This window comes from Shinella sp. SUS2 (genome assembly GCF_001262505.1).
Classification (GTDB): Bacteria; Pseudomonadota; Alphaproteobacteria; order Rhizobiales; family Rhizobiaceae; genus Shinella.
In genome coordinates this window covers 289,145-311,750 of record NZ_KQ410726.1, presented here as the reverse complement: position 1 = coordinate 311,750, position 22,606 = coordinate 289,145, and the positions used below count along the sequence as shown (strand labels likewise).

The 22,606-nt window shown below is 66.0% G+C and carries 28 protein-coding genes; 7 read left to right on the top strand and 21 right to left on the bottom strand.

The window, feature by feature from the left end; genetic code table 11:
* Window positions 1-13 precede the first annotated feature (13 nt).
* Together AKG11_RS08450 and AKG11_RS08445 are read left to right on the top strand one after the other, a co-directional pair.
* Window positions 14-607 carry a DUF1214 domain-containing protein gene (locus tag AKG11_RS08450; RefSeq protein ID WP_023514005.1) on the top strand — a complete coding sequence of 198 codons (594 nt, stop codon included), beginning with the start codon at window positions 14-16 and terminating at the stop codon, window positions 605-607.
* Entirely contained in the window at window positions 600-1,151 is a 552-nt protein-coding gene (locus AKG11_RS08445) for a DUF1254 domain-containing protein (RefSeq protein ID WP_023514004.1), read from the top strand. Before AKG11_RS08450 ends, AKG11_RS08445 begins: the two co-directional genes overlap by 8 nt.
* A gap of 132 nt (window positions 1,152-1,283) precedes the next feature.
* Here AKG11_RS08445 and AKG11_RS33655 read toward each other — a convergent pair whose 3' ends face one another.
* Window positions 1,284-1,472 (bottom strand): hypothetical protein, encoded by a 189-nt coding sequence (locus AKG11_RS33655; protein ID WP_023514003.1) that lies wholly within the window; start codon window positions 1,470-1,472, stop codon window positions 1,284-1,286.
* A 594-nt stretch (window positions 1,473-2,066) separates the two neighbouring features.
* Here AKG11_RS33655 and AKG11_RS08440 point away from each other — a divergent pair.
* Window positions 2,067-3,044, top strand: coding sequence for a DUF2336 domain-containing protein (locus AKG11_RS08440; protein WP_050743546.1), 978 nt, complete (start codon window positions 2,067-2,069; stop codon window positions 3,042-3,044).
* Between the two features lie 9 nt (window positions 3,045-3,053).
* Here AKG11_RS08440 and AKG11_RS35690 read toward each other — a convergent pair whose 3' ends face one another.
* The 6 genes from AKG11_RS35690 to AKG11_RS08415 all read right to left on the bottom strand — a co-directional run bounded on the left by AKG11_RS35690 (window position 3,054) and on the right by AKG11_RS08415 (window position 9,383).
* Complete coding sequence (locus AKG11_RS35690) at window positions 3,054-3,185, bottom strand: hypothetical protein (RefSeq protein ID WP_023514001.1); 132 nt, start codon at window positions 3,183-3,185, stop codon at window positions 3,054-3,056.
* 94 nt (window positions 3,186-3,279) lie between these two features.
* Window positions 3,280-4,932 carry a calcium-binding protein gene (locus tag AKG11_RS08435; RefSeq protein ID WP_050743545.1) on the bottom strand — a complete coding sequence of 551 codons (1,653 nt, stop codon included), beginning with the start codon at window positions 4,930-4,932 and terminating at the stop codon, window positions 3,280-3,282.
* A 193-nt stretch (window positions 4,933-5,125) separates the two neighbouring features.
* The gene (locus AKG11_RS08430; protein ID WP_037406084.1) at window positions 5,126-5,497 is read right to left on the bottom strand and encodes a DUF1491 family protein; all 372 of its coding nucleotides are present in this window, start codon (window positions 5,495-5,497) and stop codon (window positions 5,126-5,128) included.
* An 85-nt stretch (window positions 5,498-5,582) separates the two neighbouring features.
* Complete coding sequence (locus AKG11_RS08425; protein ID WP_050743544.1) at window positions 5,583-7,034, bottom strand: methyl-accepting chemotaxis protein; 1,452 nt, start codon at window positions 7,032-7,034, stop codon at window positions 5,583-5,585.
* 122 nt (window positions 7,035-7,156) lie between these two features.
* Window positions 7,157-7,882 carry a peptidoglycan-binding domain-containing protein gene (locus tag AKG11_RS08420; RefSeq protein ID WP_023515332.1) on the bottom strand — a complete coding sequence of 242 codons (726 nt, stop codon included), beginning with the start codon at window positions 7,880-7,882 and terminating at the stop codon, window positions 7,157-7,159.
* Window positions 7,854-9,383 carry a sensor histidine kinase gene (locus AKG11_RS08415; RefSeq protein ID WP_023515333.1) on the bottom strand — a complete coding sequence of 510 codons (1,530 nt, stop codon included), beginning with the start codon at window positions 9,381-9,383 and terminating at the stop codon, window positions 7,854-7,856. The genes AKG11_RS08420 and AKG11_RS08415 overlap by 29 nt, the downstream gene beginning before the upstream one ends.
* 512 nt (window positions 9,384-9,895) lie before the next feature.
* Here AKG11_RS08415 and AKG11_RS08410 point away from each other — a divergent pair.
* Entirely contained in the window at window positions 9,896-10,321 is a 426-nt protein-coding gene (locus AKG11_RS08410; protein ID WP_024270257.1) for a DUF5330 domain-containing protein, read from the top strand.
* Between the two features lie 208 nt (window positions 10,322-10,529).
* The gene (locus AKG11_RS08405) at window positions 10,530-10,949 is read left to right on the top strand and encodes a SufE family protein (RefSeq protein ID WP_050743542.1); all 420 of its coding nucleotides are present in this window, start codon (window positions 10,530-10,532) and stop codon (window positions 10,947-10,949) included.
* Window positions 10,950-11,081: 132 nt separating this feature from the next.
* On the opposite strand, the gene AKG11_RS08400 is transcribed toward AKG11_RS08405, so the two are convergent.
* The 12 genes from AKG11_RS08400 to AKG11_RS08345 form a co-directional block, all read right to left on the bottom strand.
* Entirely contained in the window at window positions 11,082-11,876 is a 795-nt protein-coding gene (locus AKG11_RS08400) for a DUF6456 domain-containing protein (RefSeq protein WP_050743541.1), read from the bottom strand.
* On the bottom strand, window positions 11,869-12,297 hold the full coding sequence (locus AKG11_RS08395) for a helix-turn-helix domain-containing protein (RefSeq protein WP_050743540.1): 429 nt from the start codon (window positions 12,295-12,297) through the stop codon (window positions 11,869-11,871). Before AKG11_RS08395 ends, AKG11_RS08400 begins: the two co-directional genes overlap by 8 nt.
* Before the next feature lie 234 nt (window positions 12,298-12,531).
* Window positions 12,532-12,966: a Ros/MucR family transcriptional regulator gene (locus AKG11_RS08390; protein ID WP_024270260.1), complete on the bottom strand. Its 435-nt coding sequence runs from the start codon at window positions 12,964-12,966 to the stop codon at window positions 12,532-12,534.
* Between the two features lie 413 nt (window positions 12,967-13,379).
* Window positions 13,380-13,736, bottom strand: coding sequence for a monovalent cation/H(+) antiporter subunit G (gene mnhG, locus AKG11_RS08385; protein WP_023516530.1), 357 nt, complete (start codon window positions 13,734-13,736; stop codon window positions 13,380-13,382).
* Window positions 13,736-14,101 carry a cation:proton antiporter gene (locus tag AKG11_RS08380; protein ID WP_023516529.1) on the bottom strand — a complete coding sequence of 122 codons (366 nt, stop codon included), beginning with the start codon at window positions 14,099-14,101 and terminating at the stop codon, window positions 13,736-13,738. The genes mnhG and AKG11_RS08380 overlap by 1 nt, the downstream gene beginning before the upstream one ends.
* Entirely contained in the window at window positions 14,101-14,574 is a 474-nt protein-coding gene (locus tag AKG11_RS08375) for a Na+/H+ antiporter subunit E (protein ID WP_050743539.1), read from the bottom strand. Before AKG11_RS08375 ends, AKG11_RS08380 begins: the two co-directional genes overlap by 1 nt.
* A 1-nt stretch (window position 14,575) precedes the next feature.
* Window positions 14,576-16,117 (bottom strand): Na+/H+ antiporter subunit D, encoded by a 1,542-nt coding sequence (locus AKG11_RS08370; protein WP_050743538.1) that lies wholly within the window; start codon window positions 16,115-16,117, stop codon window positions 14,576-14,578.
* Between the two features lie 17 nt (window positions 16,118-16,134).
* On the bottom strand, window positions 16,135-16,512 hold the full coding sequence (locus tag AKG11_RS08365; RefSeq protein WP_050743537.1) for a Na+/H+ antiporter subunit C: 378 nt from the start codon (window positions 16,510-16,512) through the stop codon (window positions 16,135-16,137).
* A complete protein-coding gene (locus AKG11_RS08360) occupies window positions 16,512-16,928 on the bottom strand; it encodes a Na(+)/H(+) antiporter subunit B (protein WP_023516525.1) in 417 nt (138 codons plus the stop codon). Before AKG11_RS08360 ends, AKG11_RS08365 begins: the two co-directional genes overlap by 1 nt.
* Window positions 16,925-19,264 (bottom strand): putative monovalent cation/H+ antiporter subunit A, encoded by a 2,340-nt coding sequence (locus AKG11_RS08355; protein ID WP_050743536.1) that lies wholly within the window; start codon window positions 19,262-19,264, stop codon window positions 16,925-16,927. The genes AKG11_RS08360 and AKG11_RS08355 overlap by 4 nt, the downstream gene beginning before the upstream one ends.
* A gap of 110 nt (window positions 19,265-19,374) precedes the next feature.
* The gene (locus tag AKG11_RS08350) at window positions 19,375-19,791 is read right to left on the bottom strand and encodes a type II toxin-antitoxin system VapC family toxin (protein WP_023512955.1); all 417 of its coding nucleotides are present in this window, start codon (window positions 19,789-19,791) and stop codon (window positions 19,375-19,377) included.
* 2 nt (window positions 19,792-19,793) lie between these two features.
* Window positions 19,794-20,027, bottom strand: coding sequence for an AbrB/MazE/SpoVT family DNA-binding domain-containing protein (locus AKG11_RS08345; RefSeq protein WP_023512956.1), 234 nt, complete (start codon window positions 20,025-20,027; stop codon window positions 19,794-19,796).
* A gap of 140 nt (window positions 20,028-20,167) precedes the next feature.
* Between AKG11_RS08345 and msrB the strand changes: the two genes are divergently transcribed.
* A complete protein-coding gene (gene msrB, locus AKG11_RS08340; RefSeq protein ID WP_023512957.1) occupies window positions 20,168-20,575 on the top strand; it encodes a peptide-methionine (R)-S-oxide reductase MsrB in 408 nt (135 codons plus the stop codon).
* Between the two features lie 30 nt (window positions 20,576-20,605).
* Here the strand turns inward: msrB and AKG11_RS08335 are convergent, their stop codons facing one another.
* Window positions 20,606-21,109 (bottom strand): GNAT family N-acetyltransferase, encoded by a 504-nt coding sequence (locus AKG11_RS08335; RefSeq protein ID WP_023512958.1) that lies wholly within the window; start codon window positions 21,107-21,109, stop codon window positions 20,606-20,608.
* A gap of 230 nt (window positions 21,110-21,339) precedes the next feature.
* Between AKG11_RS08335 and AKG11_RS08330 the strand changes: the two genes are divergently transcribed.
* On the top strand, window positions 21,340-21,840 hold the full coding sequence (locus tag AKG11_RS08330) for a hypothetical protein (RefSeq protein WP_050743535.1): 501 nt from the start codon (window positions 21,340-21,342) through the stop codon (window positions 21,838-21,840).
* Between the two features lie 15 nt (window positions 21,841-21,855).
* Here AKG11_RS08330 and AKG11_RS08325 read toward each other — a convergent pair whose 3' ends face one another.
* Window positions 21,856-22,512 carry a PAQR family membrane homeostasis protein TrhA gene (locus tag AKG11_RS08325; protein ID WP_088016481.1) on the bottom strand — a complete coding sequence of 219 codons (657 nt, stop codon included), beginning with the start codon at window positions 22,510-22,512 and terminating at the stop codon, window positions 21,856-21,858.
* Window positions 22,513-22,606 lie beyond the last annotated feature (94 nt).

Genomic DNA, 22,606 nt, shown 5'->3' with positions numbered 1-22,606 from the left:
ACGGTCGATCGCCTTGTTCCGCACGCCCCTCGTCATCGCCACAGCGCTCGCCGTCGCCTTCGGCCTCGGCATATTGAGCTCGATCTACGCGCTGCGCGCTACGGTCGGCTTCGGTGCCATCGCGCTCGGGCCCTGGACCGCCTTCCCCGCCGCCCAGACGGTCGATGCCGACCCCTATGCAAAAGCCCACCGGGCGCGCGACGGCAAGCTGCTGCTCGGCGGCGCCGAAGGCCTGACCTTCACCGCCGCCACCGACAGCGAGAGCCGCACGCTGGTGGAAAACTGCCGTTACGAGATCCGCGGCATCACCCCGCCGGCGCGCCTCTGGACGCTGCATGCGGCGGACCGCAACGGCAACCCGCTTGAGGACGCCCGGCCCGGCCTTCCGACCGGCCTCAACGCCTGGTCGGTGCTGCGCGCCGCCGACAGCAATTTCTCCATCCGCATCGCCTCCTCGGCAACGCCGGGCAACTGGCTGGCCGTGCCGCAGGGCAAGGCGCCGTTCCTGCTGGTCATGACGCTGCTCGACACGCCGACCGCCGGCAGTTCCGGGGTCATCGACCTTGCGATGCCCGGCATAACACGGCTGGACTGCGCCGATGCGTAGCTTCCTCTATGCCATCGCCGTCGGCCTCGTCGGCGCGGCGCTGCTGCACATCGTCATCATCCTCTCGCTGCCGAGCTTCACCGGCCGCGACGCCTATACCCGCGTGCAGGCCTTCGGCGAGGCGAACCGCTTTTTCCCGCTGGCGGGAAGCAGCGATTCCCTCGCCCCGATCAACGACGACCCGGCGATGAAGACGGCGGTCTGCGCCTTTTCCGTGGAGACCGGGCCGATCCGGCTGTTTGCCGAGGGCGATGTGCCCTTCTGGTCGCTCGCCGTCTATGACAGCGCCTCCAACGAGGTGTTCAGCATGAACGACCGCACCTCGGTCAGCGGCGCACTCGATACGCTGATCGCAACGCCCATCCAGCTCATCGGCATCCGAAAGGCCGTGCCGGCCGAGCTGGAGCAGTCTATCCTCGTCGAGATGCGCGGCGAGGAAGGCTATGCCGTGCTGCGCACCTTCGTGCCGACACAAAGCCGCGAGGAAGCGGCGACCGCCTTCCTGGCGGATGCCAGCTGCGAGCCGTTTGCGGCGGAACAATAGGAAGGATCGCTCCGAAGGGAGCCTTGTGACGCGGGGCCTTTGCCCGCGAAGGCCGTTCAGGCCCGTTCAAGCCATGCGCGGCGGCCGCACGCGCATGCTCCAGCGCTGCACCGGGCAGCGACCGGAAGAGGATCAGGGCCGGCGGGCGGTGTCCTGAACACCCTGCTTTGCCGCCTTGCCGCGGGCCGCCAGCATGGCGGGCGTCAGGCGTTCGTATCTTACGCCGGTGAAGAGAAGAACCTGGGCCGGAGCCGCACGGCGAATGGTGTCGCGACGCGGCGTTCGCGCGAGCCATTCCTTCAATCGTACCACGTCTGCCATTCTCGCCTCCAAAAGAAGAATCGAGACGGATGAAGCACTCCTACAAATCTCACCCTGCCCGTTTCAACGGGCCGGTGCATCCGGTTCCGTCACCCCCGGACGCGACATGAGATCGATGTCTCCCCAGTCGCATACGGGTGGAAAACGGCGATACGGGACCAGAAGTTTCCCATTCACGGGAATGTGTCTGGCGACCGTCCGGTATCCGGAACATCGCACCTTTCCCTCGCGGAACGGCGGGCGCCTGCCGGCGGATCCACCGTTCACATGATCGAATCATAACACGTCCATCGCAATAGACGAGCCGATCCATGTCCCTAAAACTAGCGACTATCGGGTTAACATGCTGTTAACACTAGCGTGAAGCGGGCGTGTTCGCTGTTCCCTGCGGCACAGGGCAGGCCTGCGGACGAGGAAAGCGGGGCCTGTCCCGATGCGGCACGCGGCCGGTCTGCAACCCCGGCGGCACCACCTTGTAAACATTGCGGTTTCCGCGCGAGCAAGGTTAACGCCTTGCTAACGCTTTTCCTCTACTTTTCATGAACGATTGAGAAGCGGCAAGGGGCTGCCGTTCCGGGGAATAACGGGTGTTTCGTGGCGGACAGGTTTCGCGAACTGGAGAGACCGCAGGCGGGGCGGCCGAAGGACATCGTGCTGATGGCCACGGTCTCCAGCTTCGAGAGCCTGCGTTTTCCATCCCGCTCGGACCTGCGCCAGTTCGGTGAACTCTTCGAACCGCTCTACAGCGCCTCCAGCGAGGAAGCCCGCCGGCAATCCGTCGCCGCGCTCTCCCGCTGCCCGCAGGTGCCGGACGAAACCGCCCTCTTCATCGCCACGCAGCCGATCGGCGTCGCCGCCATTTTCCTCATGGGCTCAAAGGCCATCGCCGATCGCACGCTGATGCATGTGCTGCGCGCCGCCAGCCCCGAACATGCCCGCGCCATCGGCCGGCGGGACGACCTTTCCCCCGCCATGGTCGAGGCGCTGGTCGCAAGCCACCAGGATCATGCCAGCCGCAGGGCCGGCGAGGATCGCGAGGCGTCGCTGAAGGAAGCGGCAAGGCTGGAGCGGGAAGAACAGATCCGCGAGGAGTTGCGGGCCCTGGTGCGCGCCGCGACGCCTGCGGTCGAAGCACCGCCGACGCTAGAGCCGGCGACGGAGGTCCATCACGCGCTGTTCGTGCGGTTTGCCCGCGCGGGCGAGGCCGGCATGCTGGCCGTCACGCTCGCCGACGCGCTCGGCGCCAGCCAGTGGCTGTCCGAGCGTATCCTTCTCGATGTGTCCGGAAGGCAGCTCGCCGAGACGCTGCTGGCGCTCGACGTGCCGGAGGAAGACAGCCTGTACGTGCTGGCGAAAATCTACCCTCACCTCGCCGAAGGCGGTGCGGCGGCCCTGCTTTCGGCGCTAGACCCGGCCGAGGCGATCGACCGTGTCGAAAGCTGGCAGCGGGCGGACAGCTACACGAATGGCAATGGCCTGCCGAAGGCGGCCAACGGCGGCGACGCGAAGTCGAATGGGCAGGATAACCACGACAGGTCCTCCGAAGCCGCACGGCACCGCGCCGCCGGCTAATTTCCTCTATTAGAAAATCCGGCGCCGCGCCGGTACGCGAATCGTCGCGCCTTCGTTGCGCTCGGCCGAGAGCGCGGCCAGCATGGTGACGACGAACATTCCCGAAATCAGCAGTGCAAGAGCGGGCAGCACGATAAACATGGCGTTTCTCCGAGGGTTCGACACAGGCCATCGCCTGTGTGGCTCCCTTTTCCCACGCGCCGCGCCGCTGCGATGTTCCCGCGGGAACAGGCCCTCAGAACAGGAAGTCGCCCTTGTCGAGCGCGCGCAGCGCAACGTGCTCCAGAGTCAGCATGTCGTTGCCGGCGCGGATCACCACGTCGTCGCCGCGCTGAACGGCATGGTTCGTCATCAGGTCGTCAAAGCCGGTGATTTCGGCATGGCCGGAAAAATCCACCCGGTCCGTGCCCGGCGTGAAATCCGCCACCCTGTCACGCCCGGTCCCCTTGGCGAACAGGAAGACATCCTTCCCGCTGCCGCCGATGAGCGTGTCGTTGCCCTTGCCGCCGTCGAGAATGTCGTTTCCGCCGCCACCCGAGAGCGTGTTTGCGCCGCTGTTGCCGATGAGCACATTGGCAAGCCCGTTGCCCGTGCCGCTCATGCCGGCCTTGCCGAGCAGGATGAGCTTTTCGAGATTGGCACCGAGCGTGTAGCTGACGGTGGACTGCACCGTATCGGTGCCACCGCCCGCCTTCTCGACGAGCTTCAGCCGGGCATCCCCGACGATATAGGTGTCGTTCCCCTTGCCGCCCGCCACCGTGCCGGTCACCTTGCCGCCGCGCGTGTCGAACGTGTCGTTGCCCGCCCCGAGATCCACCGAACCGCGGATCGTACCGTTATTGGTGACGATCTCGCTGCCGTTGCCGCCCTTCAGCGCCAGGCCCTCCGCCTTCAGCGATCCATTGTTGGCGAAGGTGTTGAGCCCCTTGCCGAGGAGGGCGACCGCAATGCCCTTCGTCGCCGTGATCGCGCCGTTGTTCGCCACCGTCGCGCCGGCCCCGTCGCTGAAGATGCCGGCTGCGCCCTTCAGCGTGCCGTTGTTCATCACCTGCGCGTGCGCGCCGCCGATATCGACAGCCTCGCCGGCCGTTGTCGTTATCGCCTTGTGATTGGCGAAATTGACCTTTGCCCCGTCGAGCCGGATGCCGCCCTTCGCCGCGGAAATCGTACCGTTGTTCGCCACCACCGCATTGGCGCCAGTGATCACCACGCCCTCGTCGGCACGCGAAAGGACCTTGCCGTTGTTGGTGACGACGGCGCCCGCGCCCGACACCGTCAGCCCGTCGCGGTAGGCGTCCAGCGTGCCGCTGTTGGTCACGATCGCCGCAAGGCCGGCGCTGCGAATGCCGTCATCGGCCGTCGACTGGATGAACCCGTAATTGGTGATGATCGCCTTGGCGCCCGAGACCGTGACGGCATCGCCTGCGCTTTTCACGGTGCCGTGGTTGGTGACCAGCGCCTCGCCGCCCGCCACCTTCAGCCCGGTCCCACCGGAGGACAGCACGGAGCCCCGATTGGTGATGCTGGCGCCCGCTCCGCTGAAATGGCCGGCCGCCGCATCGCCTGAAAGCGTGCCCTGGTTGGAAAAGACAAGCCCGCCGCCGCTCGCGGAAAGGCCGGTCAGCGCCGCGGAAACCACCCCGTTCGCCTTGATCGCGACGGTCCCGGCGTCGCTCCCCAGCGTGCCAGCCCCGAGCACGACGGCATGTCCCGCCGTGGAGCGGACCGTTCCGTCGACGACGAGCATGCGTCCGGCGAAAGCCCCGCCCGCGTCGACGGCAAGGCCGGCCGTGGTTATGGAAATGCCGGGCGCGACGATCCACTGGCTGCCCGCCTCGCGTGCGACGAGGGTCGATGTCCGATCCTCGAGAATGTCGTATTTGCTCATGTCTTTCCGGCGCCCGTCATCGGCATGGCCACGTCCTGCGGCAGCCCCGCCGCCTGTCGAACGGCGGGATGCGTCTCGTTTTCGGGAGGGTTCCAACGCATGCGAGGGGCCTGCCCGCCGGAACCGCCATACCGCACTTCCTGCAAAAAATCCGTTTCACCCGGATCGGCACGGCCGGTTTCCGCCCGCAGGCTTAACGTCGGAAGAACCCGTCGTCCTTCGGCTCGGCTCCTGCGAATTCGATGAGGTCATCGAGCGCGTCCGCCTCGATCGACACGACCCAGAGATCGCCGTCAAAGCGCCGCTCCCGCGCCAGCGCATCGGCAACGGCCGCCGCCTCGACCCGCTCCAACCGCGCCTCGAAGCGCCGGAGCCCGCTCTCCTCGGCCTCGAAGACACTCTGCGGCGCCGGCCCATACAGGCTCTCCGTCCCGTCGCGGAACACCTGCCGCACGAACACCGCCCCCGCCTCCTCCGCGCCCTTCACCTCGACAGCCGCAAAATCGCCGCGGGCGAAGACGCGGCGCATCAGGGCGGACACGAAGATATCGGAGCGAAGGCGCATGGCCGCGGCATACACGGCACGGCGCGGCGGGGCAATGGCGAAGGCTGGCGAGCCCCGCATCAGGGCCGCCGGGAAAAGCCCCGCCTCACACGCGGATCGCCAGCCGCAGCCCGCCCCAGTGGCGACCGTTGACGGTTATGGGGGCGGAGATGTCCTTCATCAGCACGAACTGGCCGCCGCCCATGTCGCGGCGATAGGTCTGCACGAGGAAGGGTTCGGTGCTGCGCCCGGCGGCGAGCCCCACCCGGTCGTTGAAGATCCGGCGATTGCGGCAGTTGGCGGTGTTCCAGGCCGGATCGCCCGGCCGTTGCGCTTCGGAGAATTTTCGGTTGTGCGTCGGCAGGTATCCCTGGTCGTCGATCGCCGCGCAGAAGGCGATGCGGCCGTCCGCGGCCACCGCCGGCTCCTGGATATCGGGCAGAACGCGGTCGGTGAAATCGGTGAAGCGCGTCGTCATCTGCACCGGGTCGGTGCCAGGGATCGGCCGGTACTGCCGGTCGAACAGGGCCTCAATGCCCATCTCGCCGCTGCGGATGGCGGCCGAAAAGCGCGCCGAGACCTTGTCGGCCAGTTGCTGCACGAGGCGGATGTAGGGGCTGTCCGGCGTCTCGATCCCCGCGCTCGCCGTCGCCTGGATGATGCGCTCGGAAATCGCCACCACCTCGCCGACCTTGCCGGACGCGCCCTGCAGCGTCCCGTTGGAGCGGATGATCTCGGCCGAGGCCGCACCGATCGAGCGGGCGAAATCGCTGCATTCCCGGTCCACCGCACCCGTCGTCGCGGCAAGCGCCGAGGCGCTGTCGAGGATCTTCGACATGACCTGTTCGACGCCGGCAAAGGAACCCTGGACCTCGGACGCCGTCACCTTGACGCCCTCGGCGGAAACACGCGCGCCCTCGCCCGCCGCCTCCAGCCGGTCGATGCGGGCGCGCAGTTCCTGCAGCGTCTTCTGGATGGAGGCCGTCGTGCTGGAGGTCTCGAGCGACAGCGCCCGCACCTCCGCCGCCACGACCGCAAAACCCTTGCCCGCCTCACCCGCACGCGCCGCCTCGATGGCCGCGTTCAGCGCCAGGAGGTTCGTCTGCCGGGCGATGGTGCCGATGGCGTCGGCCAGCCGGCCGACATCGGCAAGCGCGCCGGAAAAGGCCGAGATTTCCGTGCCGATCTCGTTGGAGGCCGTCACCATGTGGTCGATGGCGGCGATCGAGCCGTCGAGCTGCACCGCCTGCTCGCCCAGCACGCGGCGGGCGCTCGCGGCCAGCTGGTCCGTCTCGCCGAGCGAGCGGGCAATGTCGCCATTGGCGCTGGCGATCGCCGTCGCCGACTGGGTCAGCCGGGTGAAGAGTGCCGCGTGCTCGCGCGACTGGGCGGCGGTGTCCTGGATGGAGCCGGCGATATCGACGAGATGCAGGCCGAGGTCCGAGGCTTCGGCGGCCAGCGACCCGACGACCCGCCGCAGCGCAGCCCCATCGGCTGGCGCCGGCTTCTCGTCCTCTTCCCAGATATGCGCAGTCTCACGCAAGGCAGCGTTGGACATGGTTCGACAATCCTCCCGGTGATCGACGGATCATCGGGCGGACATGGTTAACGCATCCTTTAAAAACAACCGGTAGATGTATCAGTCAAGGCATACGACTTTGGTCGCATGCACGACGCGGCTCAGAGCGCACCGATGTCCTTCAGCTTGGCCAGAACCTGCTCGTTCGGTTCGCCGGTGACCGGCAGGCGGTAGTGCTTTTCGAAGTGGCGGATCGCGGTGCGGGTCTTCTCGCCGATCAGCCCGTCCACGGCGATATCCGTATAGGCGATGTTGCTGAGGCCCTTCTGGATCTTCATCACCAGATCGCTCGGCGCAGGCCGTGCGACGGCGGAGGTCACGGCCGGATCGGCTTCGGCCTCGGCCCGCATGATGGCCGCCGCGACCGGGTCCTCCTCGACTTCCGCCTGCGTCTGCGTCCTGGCGGGTTTGCTCTCGATGACCTTGGCCACCTCGTCGAAGGGCCGCTCGGCCGGGGTCACGTCGGTGACCTCGGGCAAGGGCTGGCCCTCCTCGGCGCGCTCGATGACGAAGGTCGTCACGTCCAGCGGCTCCGGCTGCGTGGCGGTGAAGCCGAGGGAATTGTCGGCCGAGCGCATCTTGAGGAACGGCGCCGGGTGCCCGCCCGGCTGATACCACAGCGCGTTGGCGGCAACGAAGGAGAAGACCACGACGAAGGCGCAGGTGCCGCCGACCACGGTCGGGTGGCGCGCGGCAAGGCCGCCGAGCGCCACGAGCCCGGTGATGACGATATTCGGCCGGCGCGGCTCCACGCGTGTGCCGGACCGGCCCTTGCGGGCCTGGCCCTGGGGCCGCCGCTCAGGCTGTCTTCTGACGTGCGCGTTCATCGTTCGTGTCCTTGCCATCTCGCGACGGCTCGTAAACCGTCTCGATTACAGCCGCAAGGCGCGGCGGAAATTCGACGGTGGATGCAGTTCCGGTGCGCGGCTCGCCATCCGGCGCGACGCCCGAGCCGTCCGCCGGCACGCGTACGGTGATGACCGTGCCCTCGCCCGGCCGGCTCTGGATGACGAAGCTGCCGCCATGCAGCGCCACGAGACCCTTGACCAGCGACAGGCCGAGGCCGGTGCCTTCGTATTTGCGGGTATATTCGTTCTGCACCTGCATGAAGGGCTGGCCGATCAGCGCCAGCTTGTCGGCGGGAATGCCAATGCCGGTATCGCTGACGGTCAGGACGAGGTCCCTGCCCTCGCGTGCTGCATCGATGGTGACGATGCCGCCGCGGTCGGTGAACTTGATCGCGTTGCCGACGAGGTTGATGAGCACCTGCTGGATCGCCCGCTGGTCGGCGATGGCCTCGCCGATGGCGCGCGGCACCCGGCTCGTCAGCTTGATGCCCTTCTCGCGCGCCTGGAGGCCGAGCATCTGCTCGCAGGCCCGGACGCTGTCGGCGACGAGGAAGGGCTCGGTCAGGAGCTCGTAGCGGCCCGCCTCGATCTTCGAGACGTCGAGCATCGTGTTGACGACCGACAGGAGATGCGAGCCCGACTGATGGATCAGCGTGACGTACTCGCGCTGCCGGTCGTTCTGCAGCTTGCCGAAATATTCGCCGGCGAGGATGTCGGAAAAGCCGAGGATGGCGTTCAGCGGCGTACGCAGCTCGTGGCTGACGGCCGCAAGGAACCGCGTCTTGGCATCGTTGGCCGATTCGGCCTCGGCGGCCTTGCGGGCGCTCTCGCCGCGAAGCTTCGCCTCGTCGGAAATGTCGCGCGACTGGGCGACGACGGCGGCAAGCGCGCCGTCCGCGCCGGCAAGCGCCGTCATTTCCACGCGCATATGGGTGAACTGCTCGGCATCGGCCTCGATGCGCGCGCGGTCGATGCGCACGTCCACCGTTTCGCGCGTGCCGCCCTGGCGCAGACGGTCGATCGCCGCGAGGAAGCCGATCCGGTCGGAGACATGGATCTGGTCGAGATAGCCGCGGCCGGCAGGGTCGCGCATCCAGGCGAGCATGTCGGCGCGGTCGCGGCCATGCACCGCCGTGACAAAGCCACGCGCATCGTGCAGCGTCACGAGGCCGGCGAAGAGATCATAAGGAGAGGCGGCCGGCGGCGCGGCGGCGGCCAGCTCCTCGGCGAAGGTTTTCTGCAGTGCCGGCTTTTCCTTGAAGGTCGAGGCGGCCGCGGCCGTCAGCAGCGCGCCGGCACCGGCCAGCGCCACACCGGCGGGCAGCGCGGCGGAGGCGGGCATGACGGCGGAGAGGGCAAGCGGCAGGCCGGGAACGGCCGCCAGCAGCGCCAGCGTGGTGGCGCGCAGCGACGCGGACGGACGCTGACCGGCAGCAGGTGCGCCAGCAACGCCAGCAACGGCGCCCAGGCGGGCTGCCATTCTGTCAGCGATGGTGGTCAATTGGCGCAACGCAAAACCCTGCCGTTTATGTTCTTTTGGTGAGCCCAAAATCGCATCGGCGACTTAAGGAAAGAATAAACGACGGGGCCGGAAAGCGGGGCAAAAAGGCCCAAAAGTCCCATTTCGGGGCAATCCAACGGCCATTCGTCCGGCGTGGTTAACGGGGCGTAAGCGCCTCATTTTGCGGCATTTTTCTGTTCATATTAACTTCTGGGGCAAAGGGCGGGAAAGGCCCCTCCCGGCATTCCGGCGCCTTGCTGCCGCGCTGCCCGCCACGATCCTTAACGGCGATCGCTAAAATCTGCCTCAAATGCGTTTAAAGTGCCGGGAAAGGCGAGATAGATCGCATTTTAATCAAAACTGGGCAAAACCCGAATGATTCTTTCAAAGGGGAATTTCCTTCCCGCCCCTATTCTCGCATCAACGGTTCGCCAAGGACCAAACAAGCCGAAGGCCGCAAAGAGCCGAGGCGATAACGAGGATGGCAAGCGATGTGGTTTCTGATCAAGGGAACGTTCTGGTTCTCAATGGTTCTCGTCCTGCTCCCCTTCCTGGACGCGGAATCCTCCGCCAAGCTGGAAAAGGGCCCGACGGTCGAGATCGGCGACACGTTCACTGCCGCCAGCGAAGCGCTGCATTATGTAACGGCGATGTGCCTCGAAAAGCCGGACGTCTGCGAAAAGGGCGCCGAGACCTTCGTCGCCCTCGGCCACCGGGCCCGTGAAGGCGCCCGCATCGCCTATCAGTTCCTCGACACCCAGTTCGCCGAAGAAGGCACCGCCGTCGCCAAGGCCGATCCGGCCGCCGAAGAAGCGCTCGACCAGCCGCTTCCGGCCGTTGCCACGATCGATGCCGACGACGAGGTCATCACCGGCACCGTTGCCATCCCGACCCGCCGCCCCGACCACAAGGGCTGATACCGCCACCCATTTCCCGCATGTCCGGAACAGGCCGTCTTTTCCCGCCCGGACCTCGCGTGACCGTTTTTCTGCCTGCCTCACTCGTTGCCCTGCAACCGCCGTATGGACCCGTTCCCTACGGCGTTTCTTTTTGTCCGCACGCTTTCCGGTTCAAATTCCGGGCCGGCTCGCCTATATGAAGGCAGTCCCCGCATACGGAAGAACCATGGCCACGCTGCAAGAGATCATCGACGACTTCGCCTTCCTCGAGGAGTGGGAGGACCGCTACCGCTATGTGATCGAGCTGGGCAAGGCGCTGCCGGACCTGCCGGAGGAACAGCGCACCGCCACCAACAAGGTGCAGGGCTGCGCCAGCCAGGTCTGGCTCGTCAGCAAGGCCGATGCGGGCGCCGATCCTATGATGACCTTCGAAGGCGATTCGGACGCCCATATCGTGCGCGGCCTCGTCGCCATCGTGCTCGCCATCTATTCCGGCAAGCGCGCCTCCGAGATCGCCGCGCTCGATGCGATCGACACCTTCAACGCCATCGGCCTCGTCGAGCACCTCTCCTCCCAGCGCGCCAACGGTCTGCGCTCGATGGTGCGGCGCATACGGGAAGAAGCCGCCGTACGGGTGGCGGCCTAGAGCATTTCCGGCTCACCGGAAATGCTCTGGATTCTTGTTTTTACCGCATTATCCGACGCCGAAGCGATTTCGCTTCGGCTGGAAATGCACTAGGCACCGCGCGGCCCGCCAACACGCCGCGGCGGGCGGCCCTCATCCCGGCAGTTCCGGCCGATAGCCTTGCGCACCCCAGGCATGCGACCGCCGCCCGGCCGGGACCGGCGGGGCATAATGGCGGGCGAGCGCCATCAGGGCGGCGCGCAGCATGAGTTTGGCGGAGCGGGCGGGCCATTGCCGCTCGCGCTCCACGGTCTCCAGTCCCTTCATGAAGCAGCAGACATCGAGCGCGACGCCGGACAGCTCCGGGCCGATCGCCGCAATGGCGTGCGCGACCCGCAGGCGCGCGGCAAGCGCGGTATCGGTGAGCTCGCGCGCCGTGCCCGCCTCGCCTTTCTGGCGGCCCGCGATGCGCGGCTCCCACGCCATGGTCAACCGCGGCTGCAGGCCGCCGCGGGTGAAATCCGCATGCAGCCTTTCCCCGGCGGCAAAGGCCGTCTCCGGCAGGAAGGCCTCGCCCGTCTTCTCCTTCAGCCGTGTCAGGCTCGCAAGCGGCGATTCCAGCCGGTTGGCGCGCGCCCGCTCCCGCATCCCGTCACGCAGCACCGTCACCTCGGTCATGTCGCGGTGCTGTTCGGCAAAGGGTGTTCCGGCCGTGCAGAGCCGGCGCCTGAGATAGGCGCGCGCCTCCCCCGCCGCAAAGGCACGGTCGCCCTCGCGCCGCACCAGCCCGCGGCGCACCGCCTCGGCCAGAAGCGTCGGGGCAAGCGGCTGCCGGCGCCCGTCGGCGGCAAGCGCTTCGTCCTCCGTCACCTTTGCCCCACCGGCCACCAGCAGAAAGCGCAGGAGCCTTGCAAGCGCGGCATCGTCCACCACCGCCCCCTCACCCATGGCTGCCGATCCCCGCCGGGCCGAAGACCGACTGCACGACGCGCTCGACCGCCGAGACGAAGGCATCGAAGGCGGCATTGTCGCGGCGGTCTTCCACCACGTTGCAGGCATGGCCGACCGTCGTCCGGTCGCGCCCGAAGGCGGCGCCGATATCGGCCTGGGGCAGCCGCAGCACGACGTGGCAGACATACATGGCGATCTGGCGCACATGGCAGGCGGAGCGCCGGCTGTCCCGCCGCCAGAGCGCCCGGTCGCCCGCCATGGCCATCATTTCCAGGACGAGCTGGCGCACGATGCGGCAGGCAATGCCGGCCGGCACGACCGGTGCTGGCGCGTCGGGCACGACGCATTTGATCTCCGGCGCAGGACCGGATGCGGTCTTGAGGGATGCCCGCCGGTGGGGAACGATGAACTGGTGCATGACTGGCCACTCCGTTTATAGGAATTTATTCATACACCCTAGAGGATGACCGAGGACGAATGAAGCATAATCGCCCAACCATCCATTGAATTTCTTTAATAACCTGTGCTTCATATCCCCATATAGGCATTTTTTCCTTTTCATTCGATCCGATGCGCGCCCAGACGGGCCATAAACGCAGAAAGCCGGCCCCTTTCGGGACCGGCTTTCGATTCGCATAGATAGATGCGAGACTTACTTGCCCTTGCGGCGCTGGCCGAGGCCCATTTCCTTGGCGAGGCGCGAACGGGCCTCGGCATAGGCGGGCGCGACCATCGGGTAATCTGCCGGCAGGTCCCACTTCTCGCGGTACTCTTCCGGGGTCATGCCGTAATGGGTCATCAGGTGGCGCTTCAGCGACTTGAACTTCTGGCCGTCCTCCAGGCAGATGATGTAATCGTTCTGCACGGACTTCTTCACCGGAACCGGCGGCTTCGGCTTTTCGGCGACGACGGGCACTTCCACGGCGGCAGCGGGCTGCGTCGTGTTGTTGAGTGCGGCATGCACGTCGGCGATCAGGCCCGGCAGTTCTGCAACCGGAACGACATGGTTGCCGACATAGGCAGCGACGATATCGGCAGTCAGTTCCACAAGCAGATTGGAGCCGGCGCCAAGGGTTGTTTCGGTCATTTCTTTCTCCTGTCGGACAACACGAAGGTCGATGGCCCTATCCACCGGCCTGAACAATGAATTCGGCGTAAAGCGTCTTTGTCGGGCGATCCTGTGGCAGAATAATGCTCGCCGGCGGAAATGCAGACATTTCTGTCGATATAACTTCCACTACAGCGGTCGCCGCGTCACATGCCGGCTCTTTCCGAGACATATACCCCGCGGGCATAAATACGGTCCGAACTCAACTTAAACAGGAAAACCGCACGCAAGCTAAATCAACCCGAATGCTTTACTTCACTTGGAATATCATTCCGCAATTCGTTGTCCAGTATTATTTTAGAGAAATAACATTGGAATCTTTGAGGTGAAATAGAAACCACTAAAAATTGGTGGATAGTACAATTTCTCGGGGTTTGCTTCTCAACCCTTTATCAACGCTTCTTGTTGCCGCGTTCGCGCGCGTCGCGCATCTCGTCGAGCACCGCATGGCGCGAGAAGCGATATCCCGCCTCGTGCGCCGCCCTGGCGATGAGGTGGGCGGCGATCGGCGCGGTCAGCACGAAGAAGATGAAGCCGGCGAGCGCGCGCGTGAAGATCGCCGCGTCGAGGGAATGGATGCCGGCGGCAAAGAGCATCAGGCCGGAGCCCACCGTGCCCGCCTTCGAGGCGGCGTGCATGCGGGTATAGACATCCGGCAGGCGCACGATGCCGAGGGCCGCCAGGAAGGTGAAGATGCCGCCGGCGACCAGCATGACGGCGACGACGATGGAAAGAACGAGATCCAGCATCAGCGCCGCCTCCTTGCCCTGGTTGCCTTGCCCTGCCGTACGCCCTTGCGGGCGGGGCTCTCGCCGCCCGCCGCCGGTTCGTCCGCCTCCATGCCCTGGCGCAGCACGAAGCGCGCGAAGGCCACGGTGGCGAGGAACCCGACGAGGCCAAGCGCGATGGCGATGTCGATATAGAGGTTGAAGCCGGTCTTGATGGCGAGGACGGCGATGAAGCCGATGGCGATGGCCACCAGCATGTCGAGCGCGACGATGCGGTCCGGCAATGTCGGTCCCTTGACGACCCGGTAGGCCGTCAGGAAGAAGGCCGCGCACATCAGGAAGAGCGCGATGGTCGCGGCGGCGGAGATGACGGTTTCGGCGCCCATCAGCGGAAGGCCTCCAGGATCTTCTTCTCAAATCCATCGGCGATGTCCCGCCGGGTGCCGACGGGATCGGAGCAGTCGAGCGCGTGCACATAGAGCACCTTGCGGTCGGCGGAAACGTCGACGGAAAGCGTGCCCGGCGTCAGCGTGATGAGGTTGGCAAGCAGCGTGATCTCGAAATCCCGGTCGACCGTCAGCTGAAAGGCGAAGATGCCGGGTTTCAACGCCATTTTCGGGCTCGCCACCAGCACCGCCACTTTCCAGGCCGAGAGCGCCAGCTCCTTGATGAACAGGAGGACGAGCGACAGCAGCTTGAGCGGCCGGATGCGCCGTCCGTCCGGCTGGATGTGGTCGCGGATCAGCGCGAGCGACAGCGCACCGGCGACAAGGCCGAGCAGGAGATTGGGAAGGGTGAAGCTGCCGGAGACGGCGAGCCATAACAGTGCCAGGAGGGCGACGGTGAAGGCGGGCCGCATGTCAGTTCCCCCCCGGAAAGACCGAGCCGATATAGGCCCGCGGATCGGCCAGCCCCTGCGCGGCCAGCTGGATGGTGGAGAGCAGCGTCTCGGGAAAGAGGCCGAAGACCACCGTCAGCGCGGTGAGCGCGGCAAGCGGCAGCAGCGCGCTTGCCGGAATGGCCTCATCCGCCAGCGCGCCGCCCGCCGGCCGCCAGTAGGCCAGAAGGAAGACGCGGCCGACTGCGATGGTCGTCAGGAAACCGGTGAGGAAGACCACCGCCGCCAGCCACCAGGCGCCGATATCCATCGCCGCCTTCGCCACCATGACCTTCGGCCAGAAGCCGGAGAACGGCGGCAGGCCGGACACCGCGAAGAACAGCACCAGCGACAGGGCGGCAAACAGCGCCGAGCGCGTGTAGAGCCCGCCGAGACGGGCGAGATCGAACGAGCCGGCAAGCCGCCCGGCAAGGCCCGCAGCCATGTAGAGCGCCGTCATCACGACCATGGAGTGCAGCGCATAGAAGATCGCCCCGCCCGTGCCGCCGGGGCTGCCGAGCGACAGGCCGGCCAGCATGACGCCGATACCCGAGATGACGAGATAGCCGAGCAGCCGGCGGATGTCGCTCTGCCCGAGCGCGCCGAGCGCCCCGAGGATCATGGTGGCGGCGCCCGCCAGCGCGATGACGAAGCTCAGTTCCTCCCGCTCGACGGGAAAGAGCATGATCAGCGTGCGCAGCAGCGCATAGATGCCGACCTTGGTGAGCAGGCCGGCGAACAGCGCCGACACCACGACGCGCGGCGTGTGGTAGGAGGCCGGCAGCCAGAAATTCACCGGAAAGGCCGCGGCCTTCATGCCGAAGGCCGTGAGATAGAGCATGGCGAGCGTCATCAGCGGCAGCTCGGCGCGGCCCGCCGCCGCCTTCGTGGCAATGTCGGCCATGTTGAGCGTGCCGAAGATACCATAGAGATAGCCCGTGGTGACGAGGAACAGCGTCGTCGCGATGAGGTTCAGGAAGGCGTATTTGATCGCGCCGTCGATCTGCCGCGGCTCCGAGCCGAGCGTGAGGAGACCGAAGGACGAGATCAGCAGCACCTCGAACCAGACATAGAGGTTGAAGATGTCGCCGGTCAGAAACGCGCCGGAAACGCCGGCCATCAGCAAGAGCAGGAAGGGATAGAAGCCGTAGCGCAGGCCGCTGCCGTCGATATCGCCGAGTGCGTGCACGGCGCCCGCAAGCGCCACGACGGCGCCCACGAGGGCAAAGAGCACGCCCGTCAGGTCCGCCGTGAACGCGATGCCGAACGGCGGCAGCCAGCGGCCCATCACCATCGTCACGGGGCCGTTCGCCAGGACATGGCCGAGCAGCAGCGCATCGAGCAGCACCAGGACGGCCAGTGCGGGAACGGCAAGGAAGCCCTGCAGGTGCAGCGACTTGCGGGCCATCAGCAGCACCGCGCCGGCCAGAATGCACCAGACGGGCGGCAGGACGACCAGCCAGTCGAGGGTTGGGACCGGGGTCATGACGAGGGCTGCGGAGAGATCGGTAGGCGTAGCGGCCATTGGCGGGGCGGTTCCTGTCAGTAGCCGGTCGGCGGGAGGGGATCGTTCTCCGGCTCCGCCAGGCGCATCTCGTTACCGTTGTCGGTGCCGAGGTCCTGGTAGGCGCGGTAGACGAGCACCAGCAGGAAGGCGAAGAAGGAAAAGGAAATGACGATCGCCGTCAGGATGAGGGCCTGCGGCAGCGGATTGGCGGTGAGCGTCTGCGGCACGTCGTGGCCGGCGGGAATGATCGGAGGCACCTCGCGCAGAATGCGGCCATTGGTGAAGAGCAGCAGGTTCACCGCATTGCCGAGCAACACGACGCCGAGCAGCACGCGCACCAGAAACTTCGACAGCATCAGATAGACGGCGGCGGCGAAGAACAGGCCGATGAGGAGGACGAAGGGCACTTCCATCACACGTCCTCCGTCTCGAGCGCCAGCGCGATGGAGGTGATTGCCCCCACCACCACGAGATAGACGCCGGTATCGAACAGCATGACGCTGGAGAGCGGGATCTCGACGCCGAGGATGACGGGATAGACCCAGAGCCCGGTCATGAAGGGGACGGCAAAGAAGATCGACATAAGGCCGGCGACCGCCGCGATGAAGAGGCCGAAGGCCGAGATCGCCATCGGGTGGAACCACAGGGCCTTGCGCACGGCGGCAATGCCGTTGGCGATGCCGAAGATCGCAAGCGCGGAGACCGCGATCAGCCCGCCCGTGAAGCCGCCGCCGGGTTCGTTGTGGCCGCGCAGCAAGACGAAGATCGAGAACAGCACCATCAGCGCGGTGAGGAACGGCGCGACGGTGCGGAAGATGAGCGTGTTCATGCCTTGCCTCCCGCCTTGCCACCCTTGCGGATGCGGATGATCGACAGGATCGCCAGGCCCGTCACCATGACGACGGCGATCTCGCCCAGCGTGTCCGTGCCGCGGAAATCGACGATGATGACGTTCACCACATTGGCACCGTGGGCGATCGTCTTGGAATAGAGGTTGAAGAAATCGGTGAGCGCCGTGTCGAAGCGGCCCTGCGTGACCTTGAGGAGATAGAGCGAGAAGCCGAGCCCGCAGGCGATGGCGATCACGGCATCCGGGATCTTCTCCCTCAGCGGCCGGTGGTCGCGCGGTGTCAGCTTCAATCGTGTCATGACAAGGGCGAGGATGACGACCGACAGCGTCTCGATCATGAACTGCACGAAGGCGAGATCCGGCGCGCCGAAGAGCAGGAAGAGCATGGCGACGCAAAAGCCCTGGATGCCGAGCGCGACGATGGCCGTCAGGCGATTGCTCGCCGTCAAGACGGCGCAGAGGCCGACGACGGCGAGCACCATGACCGCCAGTTCGTGGAACGGCATGTCGGCCGGCCAGACCGGCAGGCGCGGCCATTCGCCATAGACCGCCGGCGGCACGAGCAGCGCGAGCGCGATCACGGCGAAGGTCGCCGTCATGTAGATTTCCATGCGGCCGGGCTGGACGAGCCGGGTGACCGTCGTGGCGGCGCGCACGAGGCCGGTCATCGCCTGGTCGAAGCCGCGGTCCGGTCCCCAGCCGATGTCCTCGACCAGCCGGTTCGCCATCGCGCGCGCCTTCTCGAGGAAGAGGAAGACGGCAATGCCGAAGGCAACGGTGACGGCGGACAGCGCCAGTGCGAGGCTGAGATGCGGCACGGCCGAGATGGTGACCGTCTCCTGCTTTCCGGCAATGGCAGAGGCAAGCGGCGAGGTCAGCACGGCATGGGTGATCGCGGAGAAGACACCGACGACCAGCCCCATGACGGCGAGCAGCATGGGACCGATCCAAAGGAGGGCCGGTCCTTCATGCGCATGTTTCGGCGTCTCGACCGGCGCGCCGAGGAACGGCTTCAGCGCCACGGCGAAGGCGACGGCGAACATCAGGCCGTTGCCGATGATGGCCGCGGCGGTGAAGGCGATCTGGCGCAGGTTGCCGCCGGCGAGCGCCACATAGATCTCTTCCTTGGCAAGGAAGCCGAAAAAGGGCGGCAGGCCGGCCATGGAGAGCGCGGCAAGCAGCGCGGCGAGGAAGGTGACGGGCATCGCCCGCTTGAGCCCGCCCAGTTTCGTGATGTCGCGCGTGCCCGTCTCGTGGTCGATGAGCCCGGCGACCATGAAGAGCGCGCCCTTGAAGAGCGAATGGGCGACGAGATAAAGTGCAGCGGCGGCCACCGCATGGTCCGAGCCGAAGCCGGTCAGCATCACGAGAAGGCCAAGCGAGGCGACCGTCGTATAGGCCAGCATCAGCTTGAGATCCGTCTGGCGGATGGCGAGCACCGCGCCGACGAGCAGCGTCAGCCCGCCGAAGGCCGGCAGGATCGTCTCCCAGGCGACCGTGTCGCCCATCACGGGATTGAGCCGCATCAGGAGATAGACGCCGGCCTTCACCATGGTCGCGGAGTGCAGATAGGCCGAGACGGGCGTCGGCGCTTCCATGGCGTTCGGCAGCCAGAAATGGAACGGGAACTGCGCCGACTTGGTGAATGCGCCGCCGAGAATGAGGAAAAGCAGCGGCAGGTAGAACGGGCTCGTCCGCACCTCCGCGCCAAAGGACATCAGCAGCGACAGCTGCGTGACGTCCGTGACGTTCCACAGGAGCAGCAGTCCCGCCAGAAGGAAAAGCCCGCCCCCGCCGGTGACGACCAGCGCCTGCAGCGCGGCGCGGCGCGAGGCTTCCCGCGCATGGTCGAAGCCGATCAGGAGGAAGGAGGTGATCGAGGTCAGCTCCCAGAAGACGAATAGCATCAGGAAGCTGTCGGAGGCGACGAGGCCGAGCATCGCACCCATGAACATCAGGATGAAGGAGAAGAATCGCCCCTGATGCGGATGTCCCTTCAGGTAACCGCCCGCATAGAGCACGATCAGCGTGCCGATGCCGGAAATCAGCAGCAGGAAGGCGAGCGACAGGCCGTCGATCAGCCAGGAGAAGCTGACATTGTAGGACGGCACCCAGGCATAGCCGCCCGTGACGATCTCGCCGCGCGACACTTCCGCGTTGAAGCCGAGAAAATGGAGGAAGACGGCGGCCGGCACCAGCGCCAGGGGCCAGGCGGCATGGTGTCCGAGAAGCCGCGTGAGCGCCGGCGCGATGAGCGCGCCGAGAAACGGCAGACAGAAGGCGAGGAAGGTCAAGCCCATCGTGTCTGGAATCATTCCGTCTCCCTCATCCGCGGGCTCCACCCGTCTTGCCGTGTTTTTCAGATCGCCGGTTCTACGTCGGTATGACGAAAATCACCACCCTTGAACGGCAAACCTGCGACGTTTTACCCACCTTCAGGCGGATCAGGCGTATGCAAGGCAAGGCTCGGGAAGTAAGTCCGGTATCGCCCGGCGTCCCGTGTGATCAAGGTCAGGCCGGCAACCGCGGCATGGGCGCCGATGAAGAAGTCCGGCAGCACGCTCACGCGGTTGCCGCCGGTCCGGCGATAGGCCTGGAAGGCCTTTCCCGCAAGGAAAAGGGCCTGCCGCGGCATGGGCAAGGGCTCCAGCTCCGCCAGCGCGACCATCGCATCGAGATCGGCAATATCCCGGTAGCGCACGGAAAGCTCGGCATAGACGACATCGTTGATCGCGAGGGGACCAAGCAATGCGGCGGCCTCAAGCTCGGCCTGCGACCACGCAGCCCAGACCGGATCTTCCGTCACGAGGTCGAGCAGGACATTCGTGTCGACCAGGAACATGCTCAATCGTCGCCGCGCGTCAGTGCCATGATCTCGTCCGTCGTCATTCCCTGACCGGCCTGGCCGCGCAGGCGCGCAAACCGGCTTTTCGGCCGGGCATCGTCCAGGGGCACGACGACGATGCTGCCATCCCCGACCCGGCGGAACTCGACCCGGCTGCCGGGGCCGATGCCAAGGAAGTCCCGCACGGCCTTCGGGATCGTCACCTGCCCCTTGCTCGTCACCGTCGTGCTCATGAACCCTCGGTAATACCGTCGTGAAAGTGCGTATTACTTTACGCCGCAAACGATGTGTTTGCCAGCTCTCCATCAGGATACCGCCAAAGATTGTCTTGCCGCCCCCGGCACCCTATCTATGGTTCCGACAGGAGGACGCGATGAGCGACACGAAGACACTGAAGGTCAACAAGACGAAGGACGAGTGGCGGGAGATCCTCACACCGGAACAGTTCCGCATCACGCGCGAACACGGCACGGAGCGTGCCTTTTCCAGCCCCGACTTCGACCTTTCCAAGAAAGGCACCTATCACTGCATCTGCTGCGACAGGCCACTCTACCGCTCGGAGGCGAAGTTCAATTCCGGCACCGGCTGGCCGAGCTTCTACCAGCCGATCGAGCCCGGCGCCGTGGCGGACCATTCCGACTATTCCTACGGCATGACGCGCACGGAAATCCGGTGTTCGGACTGCGACGCGCATCTCGGCCACGTCTTCCCGGACGGTCCGCCGCCGACGGGCCTGCGCTTCTGCATGAACGGCGTGGCCCTCAGCTTCGATCCGGACTGAGGCGCATGGAAAGGCGGCCGCGGGCCGGGCCTACCGCTTGGGAACCTTGAGTTCCATGCAGGTCAGGTCCAGCCAGCGGCCGAACTTGATGCCGACCTCGCTGAACCGGCCGACCACGCGGAAGCCGAGCTTTTCGTGCAGCTTGATCGAGGCGGCGTTCTCCGCCTCGATGCCGGCGATCATCACATGGATGCCGTTGAAACTCGCCCGGTCGATCAGCGCCTTGAGCAGGCGCTTGCCCGTGCCGGTGCCGCGGGAATCGCCGCGCACATAGACGGAATGCTCGACCGTGTGGCGATAACCGTCGAAGGCCCGCCAGTCGCCATAGGAGGCGTAACCGATCACCTGCTTGCCCCGCATGGCGACGAGCACCGGGAACCCGCGCTCGCGGCGGGCGGAGAACCAGGCCTTGCGGTTTTCGAGGTCAACGGTGGCCTCGTTCCAGATCGCCGTCGTGTTGGCGACGGCATCGTTGTAGATGTCCATGATGCCGGGAAGATCCGCCTCCACGGCGTCGCGTATCGTGATGTCCATGGTTCCCCCCGGTTTTGCCTCCTGCCATACAGGAGGAGCGGGAAAGCTGTCCAGCCTGCTTTGTGGCGCGGCGCCGCAAACTTGACGCGCGAAGGATGCTGTAACAGTTTAAAAGCGCTGCACAATTCCTTGAAACGGAATCGCTTCGCGGATTTCAGCAGCGCTTGAAGGGTGAAGAAACGCCCGCCTTTGTCCGTTCCCCAGGGGACGCCATCAACGAGTAGCCCATCGTGCAACGTTTTCTCTTCCTTCTTTTCTTCACCCTCCCCGCCGCCGCCTTCGCCCAGGGCTGGGAGCCCTATGCCAACGCCCGCTTCGGTTTTGCGGTGGACGTCCCGCCCGGCTTCACGCTCGTGCAGGAGGCCGACAATGGCGACGGGCGGACCTATGCCAATGGCGAGGCCAAGCTCTCCGTCTGGGCGAACCATCTGGTGATCGGGTCGTTCGCGGACGAGGTCGCCAGCCGGCGCATGGCCTATCTGCGCGAGGGCTGGGATCTCAGCTATGAACGGCAGGCGGCCGGCTGGGCAAGCCTTTCCGGCACGCTTGTCGATTCCATCCTCTATCACCGGATCATCGCGCTGTGCGACGAGGCGGCCGCCTCCTTCGTGCTGGAATATCCGCAATCGATGAAGGCGGAGATGTCGCCGCTCATCGGCAAGCTGGTGAAATCGCTGCGGCCGGCCGAGGGCTGCACGAGCGCACAGGGCACCGCCCCGCCGGCGCAATAGCGGCGAAACACGCCGTCAGACACCCGAAACGACGCTGGTCAGCACTGCCGAATAATGCACGGCGGCCGCGGCGACGACGAAGCCGTGCCAGATGGCGTTCTGGAAGCGCAGCTTCTCCCAGACATGGAAGATGACACCCACCGAATAGAGCACGCCGCCGGCAACGATGAGCGTCAGCGTGGCGGTGGAGAGGTGTGTCGTCAGCGGCCCGGCGGCAAGCACACCGCTCCAGCCCATGGCGAGATAGATGAGGATCGCCAGCCGGTCGTAGCGGCCTGGCAGGAGGAATTTCAGCGCCACGCCCGCCGCCGCCATCAGCCAGATGCCGACGAGCATGCCGGCGAGCAGCGGCTCGTCGATGCCGCGCTGCAGGAAGGGCGTATAGGTGGCGGCGATCAGCACGAAGATCGCGGCATGGTCGAAGCGGCGCAGGTGCCATTTGACCGTCGAGACCGGCCAGAGATTGTAGGCGAAGGAGGTGGCGAGCGCAGCGACGAGCCCGACGCCGTAAACCCAGGCGGCCGCCAGTTGCCCGCTCGTCGCCCAGACGGTGGCATAGAAGATCAGCGCCGTCACGCCGATCAGCGCGAGCACGACGCCGACACCATGCACGATGCCGTCGGCGATCACCTCGCCCCGATCATAGTTCCATTTGACGCCCTTGATCTCCATCACGGCCGATCCTGCCTTGTCTATGAAGACAAGGTGGCGCGTTTGGAAGCGAGGGGCAAGAGTGTGGCCGGATCACAAAAGTTTGCCGCGTGAG